Genomic DNA, 14,192 nt, shown 5'->3' with positions numbered 1-14,192 from the left:
GAACGTTTTGGGGTTTTGAGGTTTGCGACGCCAAAACGTCGAGCGTTCAAAACTTTCAACGTTCTTGACTTTAGGGCTTTAGAACGTTCATAAAATGCCGATGACGCTTCCAGGAGGGAACATGCTCATTAGCCTCATCAACCTCAAAGGTGGATCAGGTAAGACCACTTATTCCAAGGAGTTGGCATCACTATTGGCTGAATACGGTCTGCTGGCCAAGGGTCTGGATCTGAACCCCGAGAATGGCGATTTCAGGGCTTGGGCCGAGCTGGCGGCAGTTCCGTGTCGCAGCCTCTACCCAACAGACCTCGGCCTGCTTGAGCAGGCCGCTAAGGGCAAACAGATCTTCGTGGCCGATTGCCCACCGTGGGAGGGCGAGGAGACCCGCACGGCCTTGGCTTATTCGGCAGGGATTCTGGTGCCTGTTGGTCCAAGTCCACAGGATCTGCGTGGCCTTGGGCGAACCCTGGATCTTGTCCGCGCCGCGAAGGCAGGGGCCAACCCCGAGATGCGCGTCGCCATCCTTGGGACCAATTACCGGGCGAACACTGGCTGGTGGAGGAATTGGGCAGGAGCCCTGGAGGCGTCGGCCAGCCCTGAGGAGGACATCCACTTCGCTGGTCTGGTCCAGGAACGCCAGGGCCTCGTCGACGCTTTTGGCCGCGGCATTGCCGCCTGCCAGCAACCCAACGCCGCGGGCGTTGAGGTTCGCGAGGCCATGGTCCGTGTCGCCGAGATCCTTGGCCTCGACATCCCATTTGCCGTAAAGGAGGTCCTGTGAGTGCAGATCCGAAAGCCTGGCTCCAGGGCGGCGCCAAGGCGCGCCCGGAGCACCTTCAGAAGGTGGAGGCCAAGGCTCCTACCATCAATGTTGGTGGTAGGCCTCGCACCCACACCGAAGGAGTCGAGCGCATCAATTGCCGAATTGCCGCTGATGCTGCGCGGGAACTTCGCATATTCCAGCTCGATACCAAGGTGCCGCTCGGCGTCCTTGTCGGTGAGGCCCTCCGCCTGGCATTGGCCAGTCCTCAGTTCATTGAGCGGTTCACTCCCAAAAAGGAGGAGCTGTGATGACTCGCACCGCTCGAACCCCAGTGAGCGCTCGCGGACCTCGGCGTGGTCTCACTGTTGAGGCTGAGCTGAAGCGTTTCGAGGCATGGAAAAACGAGAGGTTGGGGTCCACTGCGCCAGTCGTTTCATGGCCTCCCGACGAGGTCGATTACTTCGGATACCGCGATACCAAGAGCCACGCACCGCGGCGGAAAGGCTAGATTATGCGCTCACTCCTCCTCTTGGTTTTCTCCCTGGTCTCGGTGGCTTTATCAGCCCAGCACTACTATGTTGCTGGGTCCCACCCCGGCCTCGTTGTGGGGCTGGCAGACGCCCCAAACCTGCCAGAACGATTCCGTGTGGCACTGCCTCTTTCTCAGCCACCGACTGCCCAAGCGCAGGCCATGGCCCAGGCTTCACTGGATCGTTTCTGCAGCAGTTCCTGGGAGGTCGCCCTCACAAACGATCCTGATGTGGATAGTGGCTACGCAGACCTATGGGTGGTCCGCCGCGTGAGCGATGGTTGGAGGCCGTCCACGCGGCTGACCGTGGGTGGGATGCTCATCAACGACGGTCTCGTGTCGGCACCCGTTGGGTGCGACCGTCCTCTCCAAGATGTATATGATCAGGCGTTCACGAACGCCGTGGCTTACAAAGCGGGGTGGTTCCAACAGCTCGGACCAGACGGCGGACGGAATGCCTGGATTGTCGGGAAAGCCAGAGTAGTTCAGCATCTCCAGCTTGAGCAGATGCTCGCGAGCAAGGCCCAAGACGACAAAAGGGCACAGGACGCTGATGCGCAACGCGAACTTCGACGGGCGCTGAAAACCGCCAGCCCTGCAGAGTCGAAGGCTCTTCAAGAGGATTACCTCCGCAAGAAGGGTTACAAGGTCAATTGGAAGACTCTCCGCGTTTCGCCCCTTAATGCTCCGGATGACGACGACTAATCGATGCAAAATTCACTACAAATACGGCCCCGATTTGGGGCCATATTTTTGTGATCTTTTGCCAGGATTTTTGCCAGGATTTGCCAGGATATGGGTTGTATTTAGGTTTCAAATAACGCCTATTAGGGCTTTTAAAATTCCCTTAACAGGCGATGCAATCTGATAAGTCGTCTAAATACAACATTTTTGGTTGAAGATCAATGAGTCGTCAAAGAAGGACTCGTGGCTTCGGAGGCCAACGCTCTATCCAACTGAGCTACGGGTACTGCGACCTTCCATCATGGCGCTGAATGGGGTTTGGTTCAAGGTTGGCTAGAACAGGTGCAGGAAGGAGATCATGCCATTCACGGTCTTGACGCCCTTCACGTCGCTCTGCAGGCCGGCGCCCAAGTCCACCCGGATGGTGGTGAACCACCAGAAGCCGGGCAGGTCGCCGGCGACTTTCAGACCGGTGAAGCCGTAGGTTTTCTGGTCGGTGAGGCTGTGGGCCTGACCGTGATCGAGGCCCAAGGTGAGGCGAAGGTTGGGGCCGGTGGGGAAGGCGATGTTGAAGCCGCCATAGGTCATGCGATCCGCCACCACGGCGTAGGGCTTGATGCCGGAGACGCGGCCGTCGAAGCTGAGGGGCTGGAAGCGGTCAAAGCCCTCGCCACCTGCATGGCCCACATTGGCCGTGAACCAGACGCCCTTGGCCAGTTCGTGGTCAAACATGGCGCCGGTATCCCAGCGCACGAGGCGGCCCTGGTCGGGCACGGCCTGCACATCGCCGGGGGCTCCGTAGCTGCCATCGGGCCGCAGGCCCTTCAGGTAGGTGCCCTGCAGGTGGAAGCCCTCGAACTGCCAGGTGAGTCCGGCCCCGCCCAGGCGAGTCCAGCCTGAAGGCGGGTTCAGGAAACCCGGTGTTTTGTACTTGTCCTCCTTGGGATCGGAGAAGGCGTTGTGTTGGAACTGGCCTTTCAAATCCAGGCGGAAGCCCGCGCCCAGGTCGCGGCCCAGGCCCAGTTCCAGGTTCTGGGAGCGGCGCTGGACGCCATCCTTGTCCAGCTGTTTGCCGTCTTTCACCGGGCGATCCGTGCCCCCGAAGATGGAGAGGGCCCCGGAGGCGGAGAAATCCAAGCCCAGGAAGGCCCGGGGCACCATCACGGAACCCGCGTTGAAGACCACCGCCGTGAGGAAGTTGTACTGGATGCCCTTGTCGAGGGCGTTGAAATCGGAGATCAGGTAGCCGGCCAGGGGTGCGATGGGCAAGTCGCTGCCGGGCTGGACCAGCAGCACACCGCCCACGGCGCGGATGCGGCTGGTGGCCTTGGTTTCCAGCTTGCGGCTGCCATCGGCCTGTTTCACCGAGTAGCGGTAACCATCGGGGGTGTTCTGCAGGATGCTGGCGCTGCTGGCCCGGGCGGCGCTCAGGGCTTCGTCATAGCCAGGGTCGTTGATGCGGAAATCGCTGTAGTCGAGATCGCGCAGCACCTGGGCGGTGCCGCCGGTGCCAATCCAGCGCTCGGCGGTGTGGATGCGCATCACGCGCCAGTGGCCGGGCAGGGGCTCGCCGTAGGTGAGATCGCGGCGCTCGCTGCGCACCAGCCCTGGCAGGTTCGAGCGGTGGCTCTGCTCCCGCAGGATGCGGCCCGAGGCCTCGTCCACCGTGAGTTCGCCTTCAAACAGCAGCGGGTCGTTGTCCACGGGCTCGAAGCGCAGCAGCCGCTTGCCGGGGCCCGCAGGGCCGCCATCCGAGTAGCGGTAGCGTTCCGTGAGGGTGAGCGCCACGGGGGCCGCGGCGCTGGTGCGGGATTCGAGGATGGGCAGCTGGGCGGATTCCGAGAGGTTGGCCTTCACGCCGTTGAATCGAACCTCTTTTCGCAGGAGTTCCTCGGGCTCACCTTGCTTTTCAAAGCCCTGAAAGCGGAAGCCGAGATCGCCGCCACCGCCTTCTGCCTGCACGTGGATGTTCACGTCCACCAGGGCGCGCACGGTGCGGAGCGCGGACTTGTCGCGCAGGTGTGTGGCGCGCACGCGGGCCAGCAGGGCGCCCAGGTCGTACTGCTCCTGATCCTGCACCTGCACCTCGTGCCGATCCTTGGGCAGGGGCGCGGAGATCCACTGCCCATTCTGGAAGATGCGGCGGAAAGCCTCGCCCGTGCTGCGCTTGCGCAGGGTCAGGTCGCCAAGGCCACCCTCCACCTCGGTGTAGCCCGGGGGCAGCTCCTGCGCCAGCTTGGCGCCGGGCCCGCCCGTGGGCAGCACCAAGCGGCCGCCATCGCCCAGAAGCTGTGCTGCGCGGGCGCCGGGATCCGTCGGCACCCACAGGAACCAGGGCCGACCGGGGAAGGTGTTCTGGGCCTGCGTCAGCAGGTTCCGCCACCGCTCAGCATCGGCTCCGAGATCTGCGGCGAGCAGTGCGCCGCCATCCACAGCGCCCCAGGCCAACTCGTCCATGAGCGGGCTCAGCTCGGGCTGGTAGGCGACGTAGAGGCGCAGCTTCGGGTTGCGGGCGCGCAGGGCCTGGCTGGCCGCCAGCAGCAGCTGCAAACGCTCTGGCCCCGCGGGCAGAAGCAGGCGCACGCCCGCGGCCCCATCGACCTGGCGCAGCAGTGGTTCCCAGGCTTTCTGCACCGCTTCGAGGCGGGCCGGATCGCGGTGTTCACCCGGCAGCAAGGCGGTAGCCTGCACCTGACGGAGGTCGAGGGTCTGGGGCTCCGGCAGGGAAACCTGGATGGGTGGCACCTGGAGAGGCGCTGTCTGGGCGGAAGCCACGAGGGCCACGGACAGGCACGGGAGGGTTTGAACCAGACGTTTCACCAGGTCTCCTTCGGTCCACGCGGAAATTTCGCGGGTGTTTTTCAAAAAGCGGCAGCCTACGTTTGAATCATTCCTGCAGTCCGCCGGCCGATCTCTTGGAACCCAACCGATACGGATCGGCGGCTGGATTGGGTTATCGGCTTCTTGGATGCGTCCGAGGGAGTCAGAAGTTCCTTCGGGATCTTCCAAGCATCCGAGGCCTGCCTTAAGGCAACCTTACAGGCAGGGGCGGCACCGAACCGAACGCCCTGGCCTGTAAGCATTCGATAAGGATGGTCACGCACCATAGGGTTGAGAGGAAGATGCCAGCCATGAGCGCAGAAATCCGGATCCTTCTGGTGGAGGATGATGCCCAATTGGGCGCCGCCCTGCTGCGGGCGCTTGTGCAGGCGGGCTTCGACGCGACGTGGGTGCGGGGCGCGCAGGATGGCGACCTCCACCTGCGCACCCAATCCTACGGAGCGCTGCTGCTGGACCTGGGCCTTCCCGACGGCTCGGGCATGGACGTGCTCAAGGCCCTGCGCCTGCGCGATGACCGCACCCCTGTGCTCATTCTCACCGCGCGGGACGGCCTTGAGGATCGCGTGCTGGGCCTGGATGAGGGCGCCGACGACTACCTGGTGAAGCCCTTCGCGGTTCCGGAGCTGCTGTCACGCATCCGGGCCCTGGTGCGCCGCAGCTCGGGCTTCGCCGCCCGGCGCTGGGTGTTGGGGGACCTGGTCCTGGAGCCCGAAAACCGCGTCGTCACGCTGAAGGGAGAGGCCCTGGAGCTGGGCCCGCGCGAGTACCAGGTGCTGCTTCTTTTGGCGCGGTCGGCGGGGCGCGTGGTGAGCCGCACCCAGCTGGAGGAGGACATCTTCGATCTGGGTGAAGAACCGGAAAGCAACACCATCGAAGTGCACATCCACCGCCTGCGCAGGAAGCTCGGCCACCGCCGCATCCGCACCATCCGCGGCCTGGGCTACCTGCTGGAGAACACGTGAAGACCTCCCTGCTGCGCCGCATGATCTGGGCCCAGGGCATCAGCATCGGGCTGCTATGGGTCCTGCAGGTGGCCATCACCCTCATCCCTGCCTACCGGGACAGCAGCTGGGCTTTTGATTCGACCTTGAGGATGTGCGCTGCGGCCCTGGTGGCCTTCCTTCAGGATGAGAACCAGCCGGAACGCATTCGCCAGCAAGCGGAACGCATCCGTGTGCTGGATGAAACCTTCACCTCTGAAGACACCTTTAAAACCGGGGAATACCACGCCCGCTACCAGATCTTCGATCGGGATGGACACCTGCTCTATCTGTCCCCCTCGGCTCCGGTGGGCTCCCTTGCGGAGCAGGGGACCGGCTTCCACCGGGTGGATGTGCAGGGGGAGTCGTACCGGGTGTTCGTGCAGGATGACCCTTCAGGCCGCTACCGGGTGGCGGTGGCGGAATCCCTGAGCATGCGGAAACGGTTGGGCTGGCGTTTCCTCCGGTCCACGCCTGTGGCCTTCCCGCTTATCTTCCTCATCATCGCAGTCTGCACCTGGCTCCTCAGCCGCCGTGCCCTGAGGCCCTTGCGCCTGCTGGCTGAAAGCGTCGAGCGCCGCAAGCCTGGCGACCTGAGCCCGCTCCACCCGGCGGTGGATCTCAAAGAGACCCGCCCCCTGGTGGCCTCCTTGAATGGGCTGCTGTCGCGGGTTTCCGAACTCCTCCAGGCGCAGCGGCGCTTCGTGGCAGACGCTGCCCACGAGCTGCGCACGCCGCTGGCGGTGGTGGGCACGCAGGCCCACACACTCATCCGTGAAGAGGATGCGGCCCAGCGGGAGGCCATCGGCCTGGATCTGCAGCGCGGCATTGAGCGGGCCACAGGGCTGGTGCGGCAGCTGCTGGCCGTGGCCCGCCTGGAGGCGGCGGGGCCCGAACTTTCCGAAGAGGTGGTGGATCTGGCAGCCCTGGCCCGGGATCGGACTTCGCACATCCTGCCCCTGGCCCTTGCGAAGAAACAAGACCTGGGCGTGGAAGGCCCAGAGCGGCTGGAGGTGCGGGGTGATGGCAGTGTGTTGGGCATGGCCATGGACAACCTGCTGGAGAACGCCATCCGCTACACGCCTGAGGGAGGCACAGTCACCCTCCGCTTCGGGCGGGAGGAGGGGCGGCCCTGCTTCGAGGTGGAAGATGACGGGCCCGGCATGAGCGAGGCCTTCAAAGCGCGGGCCTTCGAGCGGTTCTCGCGGGAACTGGGCTCCCACGCGGTCGGCGCGGGGCTCGGTCTGGCCATCGTCCAGCGTGCCGTGGAACTGCACAGGGGCAACGTGGCCTTCCTTCCGACGGCGGGACCGTCTGGGCTGCGGGTGCGGATTGAGCTGCCCGCGCCGCCTCAACCCACGCGCTGATGATCAAAGCCTCACTCGGTGGGCAGGGCGCTGGGCTGAAGGGTTTCCAAAGGATCACCACCGTGAAACTTTCTGGACACCACCCGTGGGGGAAGGCATCCCAGGCTACCCTGGGGGCTCTTCCGGCGGACCTTCGATGCGCAAGCCCTTCTCCGTGACCGTCACCTCGGTTTCCTTCGTTCTGCTTCATCTGGCCTGCCTGGCGGCGATCTGGCTGACCTTCTCCTGGAAGCTGGTGGCGCTCTGCGCGGCCCTCTACCTCATCCGCATGTTCGCCGTGACGGCGGGCTACCACCGCTACTTCAGCCACCGCAGCTACAAGCTGGGCCGGGTGCCGCAGTTCGCGTTGGCCTTCGTGGCGCAGACCTCGGCCCAGAAGGGTGTGCTCTGGTGGGCGGCCCACCACCGGCACCACCACCGCTTCTCGGACACAGGGCGGGATCTCCATTCCCCGGTGACGGATGGCTTCTGGTGGTCCCACGTGGGCTGGATCCTTTCTGACGCCCATGACCACTACGATGCCAAGTCCATCGAGGATTTCGGCCGCTTCCCTGAGCTGCGCTTCCTGGACGCCTACCACTGGCTCTGCCCCTGGCTGCTAGGCACCGCCACCTTCGCCTTCGGCGCCTGGACGGGCATCGGCGCCTGGGAAGCCCTGGTCTGGGGGTTCGTGATCTCCACCGTGCTGCTGTGGCACGGGACCTTCTGCATCAACTCCCTCACGCATGTCTGGGGCACGCGGCGCTTCGAGACCAGCGACCAGAGCCGCAACAACTTCGTGCTGGCGCTCATCACGCTGGGCGAGGGCTGGCACAACAACCACCACCACTACCAGGCCAGCTGCCGCCAGGGCATCCGCTGGTGGGAGGTTGATCCCACCTACTACACGCTGAAGGCATTGAGCTGGGTGGGCATCGTGCGCGACATCCGACCTTTCCCCAGGCCTGCCTCGGGCGCCACCCGCCCATGAGCCGCGTCGCCGTCCTCGGCTCGGGCATCGCAGGGCTTTCCGCGGCCTGGCTGCTCAGCCGGGAGCATGAGGTCTGGGTCTTCGAGAAGGCAGATCGCATCGGCGGGCATACCCACACGGTGACCGTGTCGGCGCCCGAAGGGCCGGTGGCGGTGGACACCGGCTTCATCGTCCACAACCGGGTGAACTACCCGAATTTCATCCGGCTCATGGAGGAACTGGGCGTGGCCACCTGCCCCAGCGACATGAGCTTCGCCGCCAGCGGCAACGCCCACCCCTGGTGCAGCCGAGGTCTGAACGGCCTTTTCACGGAGCGGCGGCACCTGCTGGATCCCGCGTTCTGCGGCCTGTGGTGGGAGGTGCTGCGCTTCAACCGGGTGGCCAGGGGCCTCCTTCAGCTGCCCGATGGCGAGGGCCCGACCCTGGGCGAGTACCTGCAGCAGCACCGGTTCTCCGACCGCTTCAAAACCGAGTATCTGTTCCCCATGGCTGGCGCGGTCTGGTCCACCAGCCTGGTGGACATGGAGGCCTTCCCCGCCGCCACCCTGGTGCGGTTCTTCCACAACCACGGCTTCCTCGGCGTCACCACGCACCATCCCTGGCGCACCATCCCCGGCGGCACCGCGACCTACCTCGCGTCACTGACGGCAGCCTTCCGGGAACGGCTGGTGACCGGTGCAGGGATCATCAGCCTGCGCCGTTCGGACAACGGCGTCCACCTCCACCTGGAGGGCCAGGAGCCCCTGACCTTCGACCACGCCGTGCTGGCCTGCCATGGCGACCAGGTGCTGCCTCTCCTGGCGGACGCCAGCCCTCAGGAGCGGGAGGTCTTCGGCGCCTTCACCAGCAACCGGAGCCCCACCATCCTGCACCGTGATGCCTCCCTGCTTCCGAAGCAGCGCCGGGGCTGGGCCTCCTGGAACTTCCGCACCCACCCCGAGGCCCACCGCCTGGTGCTGACCTACCACATGAACCGGCTCCAGCCCCTGCCCACTCGACAGGACTGGTTCGTCAGCCTCCACGCGGATGACCTGGTGGATTCCGCCACCGTCGCCGGTCGCTACGACTACGAGCACCCCCGTTACACCCAGGCCGCCATCCGCGCCCAAGCGCGGTGGTCAGAGGTGAGTGGTGCCGCCTCGGTGCACGGTCGCACCCACTACGCCGGCGCCTACTGGGGCTACGGCTTTCATGAGGACGGCGTTCGTTCTGGGATCAGGGTCGCGCGTGACCTGGGTGTTCCGTGGTGAGCGGGCGCCACAGGGCGGGAGGTCTCGCGCATCCGCGTAGTGGATGCCGAGTGGACGGCGTTCGTTCTGGGATCAAGGTCGCACGTGACCTCGGTGTCCCATGGTGAGCGGGCGCCACAGGACGGGAGGTCTCGCGCATCCGCGTAGCGGATGCCGAGTGGACGGCGTTCGTTCAGGAGTCAGGGTGGCGCGCGACCTGTGTGTCGCATGGTGAGCGCCCCCGAACCCGCGCTCTATGTGGGCGAGGTGCGCCACCGCCGCCTGAAGCCCAAGGTGCATGCCTTCACGTACCCGCTGTTCATGGCCTTCCTGGACATCGACCGCATTCCGGAGCTGTGCAAGGTGTCGCCCTTCCTCAGCTACGGCGGCTGGAATTGGGCCGCCTTCCACGAGGAAGATCAGTTCGGCGATCCCACGCTGCCGCTGCGTGAGCGCCTGCGCCTGGATGCCGAGACCAAGGGTCATGCCTTGCCCGACGGCCCCATCTACCTGCTCACCCACCTGCGCTACCTGGGGATCTGCTTCAACCCGGTGAGCTACTTCTACTGCCATGATCGGGAAGGGCGCCTGGCCCTGATCATGGCCCAGGTGACCAACACCCCCTGGCGCGAGCGGCACACCTACTGGATGCCCGTGGCTGAGGGGCACCAGCGCGAGGGCGGGGTCAGCTTCGAGGTGCCCAAAGCCTTCCATGTGAGCCCCTTCATGCCCATGGACTGCCACTACCGCTGGGCGTTCACGCCCCCTGGGGAGACGTTGAGGGTCCACATCGCGGAATTTAATTGTCGAGATTTATTTTTTGACGCTAGTCTCCATCTCCAGCGACAACCCTGGACCGCCGGCATCCTAAGGAAGACCCTCATCCGGTTCCCCTGGATGACCCTCAAGGTTCTGGCTGCCATTCATTGGGAGGCCCTCTGGTTATGGATCAAGCGCGTGCCGGTGTTCACCCATCCCGGCCCTTCGACGCCCCCGACGCAGCCCCCAGCTTCGCCCAGCGCCTCCTCCTGAAGGGCCTTTCCGGCATTCAGGCGGGCCGTTTGGATCTGGAGGTGAATGGACGGGTGCTGCTGTTGGGCGATCCCGACTCGGCGCTTCGCGCCCGGGTGCACATCCGCGATGCCCGCGCCTTCCGGGCCGGGCTCCTCCACGGGGAGATCGGTCTGGGCGAGGCCTTCATGGCGGGCTGGTGGGAGACGGATGACCTGGTGTCGGTGGTGCGCATCGCGGTGCGGAACATGGCGGCCTTCGACCAGGGCGGGGGCTTCCTCGCGTCCCTGGGCAAGGCGGCGAACCGCCTGCTGCACCGGCGTCGGCGCAACCACGTGGAAGGCTCTCGGCGGAACATCGGCCACCACTACGACCTGGGCAATGATTTCTACCGCCTCTGGCTGGACCCCACCCTGGCCTATTCCTGCGCTGTGTTTGAGCGGGCGGACCAGAGCTTGGAGGAGGCCCAGCGGGCCAAGTTCGATCTCATCTGCCGGAAGCTGAACCTGGGGCCGGAGGACCACCTGCTGGAAATCGGCACGGGCTGGGGTGGCTTCGCTCTGCACGCAGCTCGCACCTCTGGCTGCCGGGTGACCACCACCACCATCAGCCGCCAGCAGTTCGAGTACGCCCGCGACCTCTTCCAGCGTGAGGGGATGACGGACCGCATCGACCTGCGGCTGGAGGACTACCGGCATCTGGAAGGGCAGTTCGACAAGGCCGTGAGCATCGAGATGTTCGAGGCCGTGGGCCTGGAGTTCTATGACACCTACTTCAGCACGGTGGATCGCCTGCTGAAGCCCGGCGGGCGCTTCCTGCTGCAGACCATCACCATGAACGAGCAGCGCTTCGCCGACTACAGCCGGCAGAGCGACTGGATCCAGAAATACATTTTCCCCGGCGCCGAGCTGGCCTCCGTGTCGCGCGTGGTGGCGTCCATCGGGCGCTGCACCCGCATGAACCTCCATCACCTCGAGGACATCGGCCTGCATTACGCCCACACCCTGCATGCCTGGCGGGAGGCCTTCCGGGCGCGGCTGGACGAGGTGCGCGGCCAGGGCTTTGATGAGACCTTCATCCGCATGTGGGACTACTACCTGGCCTACTGCGAGGGCGCCTTCGCCGAGCGGTACATCGGCGACGCCCAGCTTCTGCTGGCCAAGCCGGATGGCCAGGCGACGCACTTCAACGAGCCCTGGTGATGCGGCCGCTCTGGATCTTCGCAGGCGTGGTCTTTGCCGCCATGGTGGCCGTCACCACCTGGGCCAGCCTGGAGGCCAACGTGCTGGTGGGCTTCCAGCGGCTGCTGGCGGACCGCTGGGGGGTGGCCACGCTATTCGACGCCTACTTCGGCTTTCTCTGGTTCTGGCTCTGGATCCTCTACAAGGAAGGCCATCTGGGGCGGAGCCTGCTCTGGCTGCTGCTGCTGTTCGCCCTGGGCAACCTGGCCATGGCAGCCTATGTGATGGTCCAGCTGGCCCGCCTGAAACGGGGCGACGGCGTCGAGGCCCTGCTGCTGCGGAAGCCTTCATGAATTGGATTCGTCAACGCCTCTGGGAACCCCTCTTGGCACAGCTGCGCCAAGGCCTCAGCCCCCGGGGCATGGCCTGGAGCCTATCGCTGGGCCTGGGCGCGGGCGTCTCCCCGCTGGTGGGCACCAGCACGGGCCTCTGCATTGCCCTGGCCTTCGTGTTCCGTCTGAACCAAGTGGTCATGCAGGTCGCCAACTACCTGGCCTACCCGCTGCAGCTGGCCCTGCTCATCCCTTTCATCCGCCTGGGCGAGGTGCTTTTCAGCGCCCCGCGCCTGACCCTGTCGGTGGACGTGCTCTCCGCCGCTCTCCGCGCCAACCCCCGACTGGCCATGCAGACCTTCTGGACCAGCCTCTGGCACGCGGGCGTGGCCTGGCTCATCACCGCTCCGCTGGGGGCGGCTTTGCTGGCGGGTCTCCTGACGCCGATCTTCCGCGCCACGGCCCGCCGCCTTCAGCGGAACCCCGCGTGATCGCGGCGGCGCTCTGGGGCGCGGGATTTCTGTGCACGCTGCAGCTGGGCCTCTGGCTCTGGCAGCTGCGTACCCGCAACGCCAGCTGGGTGGATGTGGGCTGGGCCTTCGGCTTGGCCGTGATGGCCCTGGTGGCCGCGTCCCTGGGACCGGCGCCTATGCAACGACGGCTGCTGGTGGGCCTCATGGGTGGGCTCCACGGGCTGCGGCTGGGCCTTCACCTCTGGCATCGCGTGGCCACGGACGCCCATGAAGATGGCCGCTACCAGGCCCTCCGGGTGGCCTGGCAGCCGGGTCTCCAGGTGAAGTTCTTCGCATTCTTCCAGGTGCAGGCCCTGCTGGATGTGGCCTTGGGTTGGCCCTTCCTGCTGGCCGCCTGGAACCCCCGGCCCAGCCTGCATCCCCTGGAGTGGGCAGCCGCGCTGCTCTGGCTGGTGGCCTGGGTGGGCGAGTCCCTGGCCGATGGCCAGCTGCGCCGCTTCAAGGCCCGGCCCGAAGCAACGGGTCGCACCTGCCGCGAAGGCCTGTGGCGCTACTCCCGGCACCCCAACTACTTCTTCGAGTGGCTGGTGTGGGTGGCCTACCTCCTGCTGGCCCTGACCGCGCCCTGGGGCTGGACTGCTGTGGTGGCCCCGGCCCTCATGCTCCACTTCCTGCTGCGCGTGACCGGCATCCCTTACACCGAGGCCCAGAGCCTGCGCAGCCGCCCGGAGGACTACGCCCGCTACCAGCGCGAGACCTCGCCCTTCATCCCGTGGTTTCCAAAGGTCGGCACATGATCGATGCCCTGCTCGCCTCCGGCCTCGTGCCCGACGCCCTCATCCGCCTGCGCATCCGGCAGCTGCTCCGTCAGCGCCTGGAGGAGGAATCGGCGGGGGGCCTCGAGGCGGCGCATGAGCGGCTGCGTCAATACCTAAGCGCCTGGGCCGCAGGCCCCATCGCGGTGAACACCCAGGACGCCAACGAGCAGCACTACGAGGTGCCGCCGCGGTTTTTCGAGCTGGCTCTTGGCCCCCGGCTGAAGTACAGTTCCGCGCTCTTTGGCCCTGGGGTCACGGGCCTGGGCGAGGCAGAGGAGGCCATGCTGGCCCTCACCTGTGAGCGGGCCCAGTTGGCGGAGGGCCAGGATGTGCTGGAGCTGGGCTGTGGCTGGGGCAGCCTCACTCTGTGGATGGCGGAGCGGTATCCCAACAGCCGCATCATCGGCGTGTCGAACTCGAAGGACCAGCGGGCCTTCATCCTCGCGCGGGCCGCGGCGCGGGGACTCACCAATGTGGAGATCCTCACGGCGGACATGAACACCTTTGAGGCCCCGGGCACCTTTGATCGCGTGGTGAGTGTCGAGATGTTCGAGCACTTGCGCAACCACGGCGAGCTCATGGGTCGGATCGCGCGGTGGCTGCGGCCCCGGGGCGCACTGTTCGTCCACATCTTCACCCATCGGGAGTTCACCTATCCCTTCGAGGTCCGCGACGATTCCGACTGGATGGCCAAGTACTTCTTCACCGGCGGCATCATGCCCGCGGACGGCTACCTCATCCGGTTCCAGGAGCAGCTCCGCCTGGAGGACCACTGGCGCGTGTCGGGCACTCACTACCAGGCCACGGCGGAAGCTTGGCTGCGCAACCAGGACAGCCATCGCAACGAGATCCTGGGACTGTTCCGCTCGGTGTATGGCGAAGAGGCCCGCTGGCGCTTTGCGCAGTGGCGCATCTTCTTCATGGCCTGCGCAGAGTTGTGGGGCTTCCGTGGGGGCACGGAATGGTTCGTCAGCCACTACCGCTTCCGTCTCCGCTGAAGCCAGGATAGCCTGT

General features: G+C 65.6%; 14 protein-coding genes. 13 read left to right on the top strand and 1 reads right to left on the bottom strand.

The window, feature by feature from the left end; translation table 11 throughout:
* The first annotated feature begins 121 nt into the window (after window positions 1-121).
* The 3 genes from Q9293_RS13015 to Q9293_RS13005 all read left to right on the top strand — a co-directional run bounded on the left by Q9293_RS13015 (window position 122) and on the right by Q9293_RS13005 (window position 1,997).
* Window positions 122-781 carry a ParA family protein gene (locus Q9293_RS13015; RefSeq protein WP_306247163.1) on the top strand — a complete coding sequence of 220 codons (660 nt, stop codon included), beginning with the start codon at window positions 122-124 and terminating at the stop codon, window positions 779-781.
* Window positions 778-1,071 carry a hypothetical protein gene (locus Q9293_RS13010; RefSeq protein ID WP_306247161.1) on the top strand — a complete coding sequence of 98 codons (294 nt, stop codon included), beginning with the start codon at window positions 778-780 and terminating at the stop codon, window positions 1,069-1,071. Before Q9293_RS13015 ends, Q9293_RS13010 begins: the two co-directional genes overlap by 4 nt.
* 203 nt (window positions 1,072-1,274) lie before the next feature.
* Window positions 1,275-1,997 (top strand): hypothetical protein, encoded by a 723-nt coding sequence (locus Q9293_RS13005; RefSeq protein WP_306247159.1) that lies wholly within the window; start codon window positions 1,275-1,277, stop codon window positions 1,995-1,997.
* A gap of 312 nt (window positions 1,998-2,309) precedes the next feature.
* Here the strand turns inward: Q9293_RS13005 and Q9293_RS13000 are convergent, their stop codons facing one another.
* The gene (locus Q9293_RS13000; RefSeq protein WP_306247157.1) at window positions 2,310-4,796 is read right to left on the bottom strand and encodes a hypothetical protein; all 2,487 of its coding nucleotides are present in this window, start codon (window positions 4,794-4,796) and stop codon (window positions 2,310-2,312) included.
* A 323-nt stretch (window positions 4,797-5,119) separates the two neighbouring features.
* Between Q9293_RS13000 and Q9293_RS12995 the strand changes: the two genes are divergently transcribed.
* The 10 genes from Q9293_RS12995 to Q9293_RS12950 all read left to right on the top strand — a co-directional run bounded on the left by Q9293_RS12995 (window position 5,120) and on the right by Q9293_RS12950 (window position 14,176).
* On the top strand, window positions 5,120-5,779 hold the full coding sequence (locus Q9293_RS12995) for a winged helix-turn-helix domain-containing protein (RefSeq protein WP_372342214.1): 660 nt from the start codon (window positions 5,120-5,122) through the stop codon (window positions 5,777-5,779).
* Entirely contained in the window at window positions 5,776-7,164 is a 1,389-nt protein-coding gene (locus Q9293_RS12990) for an ATP-binding protein (RefSeq protein WP_306247153.1), read from the top strand. Before Q9293_RS12995 ends, Q9293_RS12990 begins: the two co-directional genes overlap by 4 nt.
* A 136-nt stretch (window positions 7,165-7,300) precedes the next feature.
* Window positions 7,301-8,134 (top strand): fatty acid desaturase, encoded by an 834-nt coding sequence (locus tag Q9293_RS12985; protein ID WP_306247151.1) that lies wholly within the window; start codon window positions 7,301-7,303, stop codon window positions 8,132-8,134.
* Window positions 8,131-9,384, top strand: a complete 1,254-nt coding sequence (locus Q9293_RS12980) for an NAD(P)/FAD-dependent oxidoreductase (protein WP_306247149.1) — start codon at window positions 8,131-8,133, stop codon at window positions 9,382-9,384. The genes Q9293_RS12985 and Q9293_RS12980 overlap by 4 nt, the downstream gene beginning before the upstream one ends.
* A gap of 207 nt (window positions 9,385-9,591) precedes the next feature.
* On the top strand, window positions 9,592-10,395 hold the full coding sequence (locus tag Q9293_RS12975) for a DUF1365 domain-containing protein (protein ID WP_306247146.1): 804 nt from the start codon (window positions 9,592-9,594) through the stop codon (window positions 10,393-10,395).
* On the top strand, window positions 10,308-11,576 hold the full coding sequence (locus tag Q9293_RS12970; protein WP_306247144.1) for a cyclopropane-fatty-acyl-phospholipid synthase family protein: 1,269 nt from the start codon (window positions 10,308-10,310) through the stop codon (window positions 11,574-11,576). Before Q9293_RS12975 ends, Q9293_RS12970 begins: the two co-directional genes overlap by 88 nt.
* The gene (locus tag Q9293_RS12965) at window positions 11,576-11,908 is read left to right on the top strand and encodes a DUF1475 family protein (protein ID WP_306252444.1); all 333 of its coding nucleotides are present in this window, start codon (window positions 11,576-11,578) and stop codon (window positions 11,906-11,908) included. Before Q9293_RS12970 ends, Q9293_RS12965 begins: the two co-directional genes overlap by 1 nt.
* A complete protein-coding gene (locus tag Q9293_RS12960; RefSeq protein WP_306247142.1) occupies window positions 11,905-12,378 on the top strand; it encodes a DUF2062 domain-containing protein in 474 nt (157 codons plus the stop codon). The genes Q9293_RS12965 and Q9293_RS12960 overlap by 4 nt, the downstream gene beginning before the upstream one ends.
* Window positions 12,378-13,157: a DUF1295 domain-containing protein gene (locus Q9293_RS12955; RefSeq protein ID WP_372342213.1), complete on the top strand. Its 780-nt coding sequence runs from the start codon at window positions 12,378-12,380 to the stop codon at window positions 13,155-13,157. The genes Q9293_RS12960 and Q9293_RS12955 overlap by 1 nt, the downstream gene beginning before the upstream one ends.
* Window positions 13,154-14,176 (top strand): cyclopropane-fatty-acyl-phospholipid synthase family protein, encoded by a 1,023-nt coding sequence (locus Q9293_RS12950; RefSeq protein ID WP_306247138.1) that lies wholly within the window; start codon window positions 13,154-13,156, stop codon window positions 14,174-14,176. Before Q9293_RS12955 ends, Q9293_RS12950 begins: the two co-directional genes overlap by 4 nt.
* Window positions 14,177-14,192: the final 16 nt, after the last annotated feature.

The organism is Geothrix sp. PMB-07 (assembly GCF_030758935.1).
GTDB lineage: Bacteria > Acidobacteriota > Holophagae > Holophagales > Holophagaceae > Geothrix.
The sequence above is the reverse complement of the archived record's forward strand: the minus strand, read 5'-3'. Positions and strand labels throughout refer to the sequence as shown.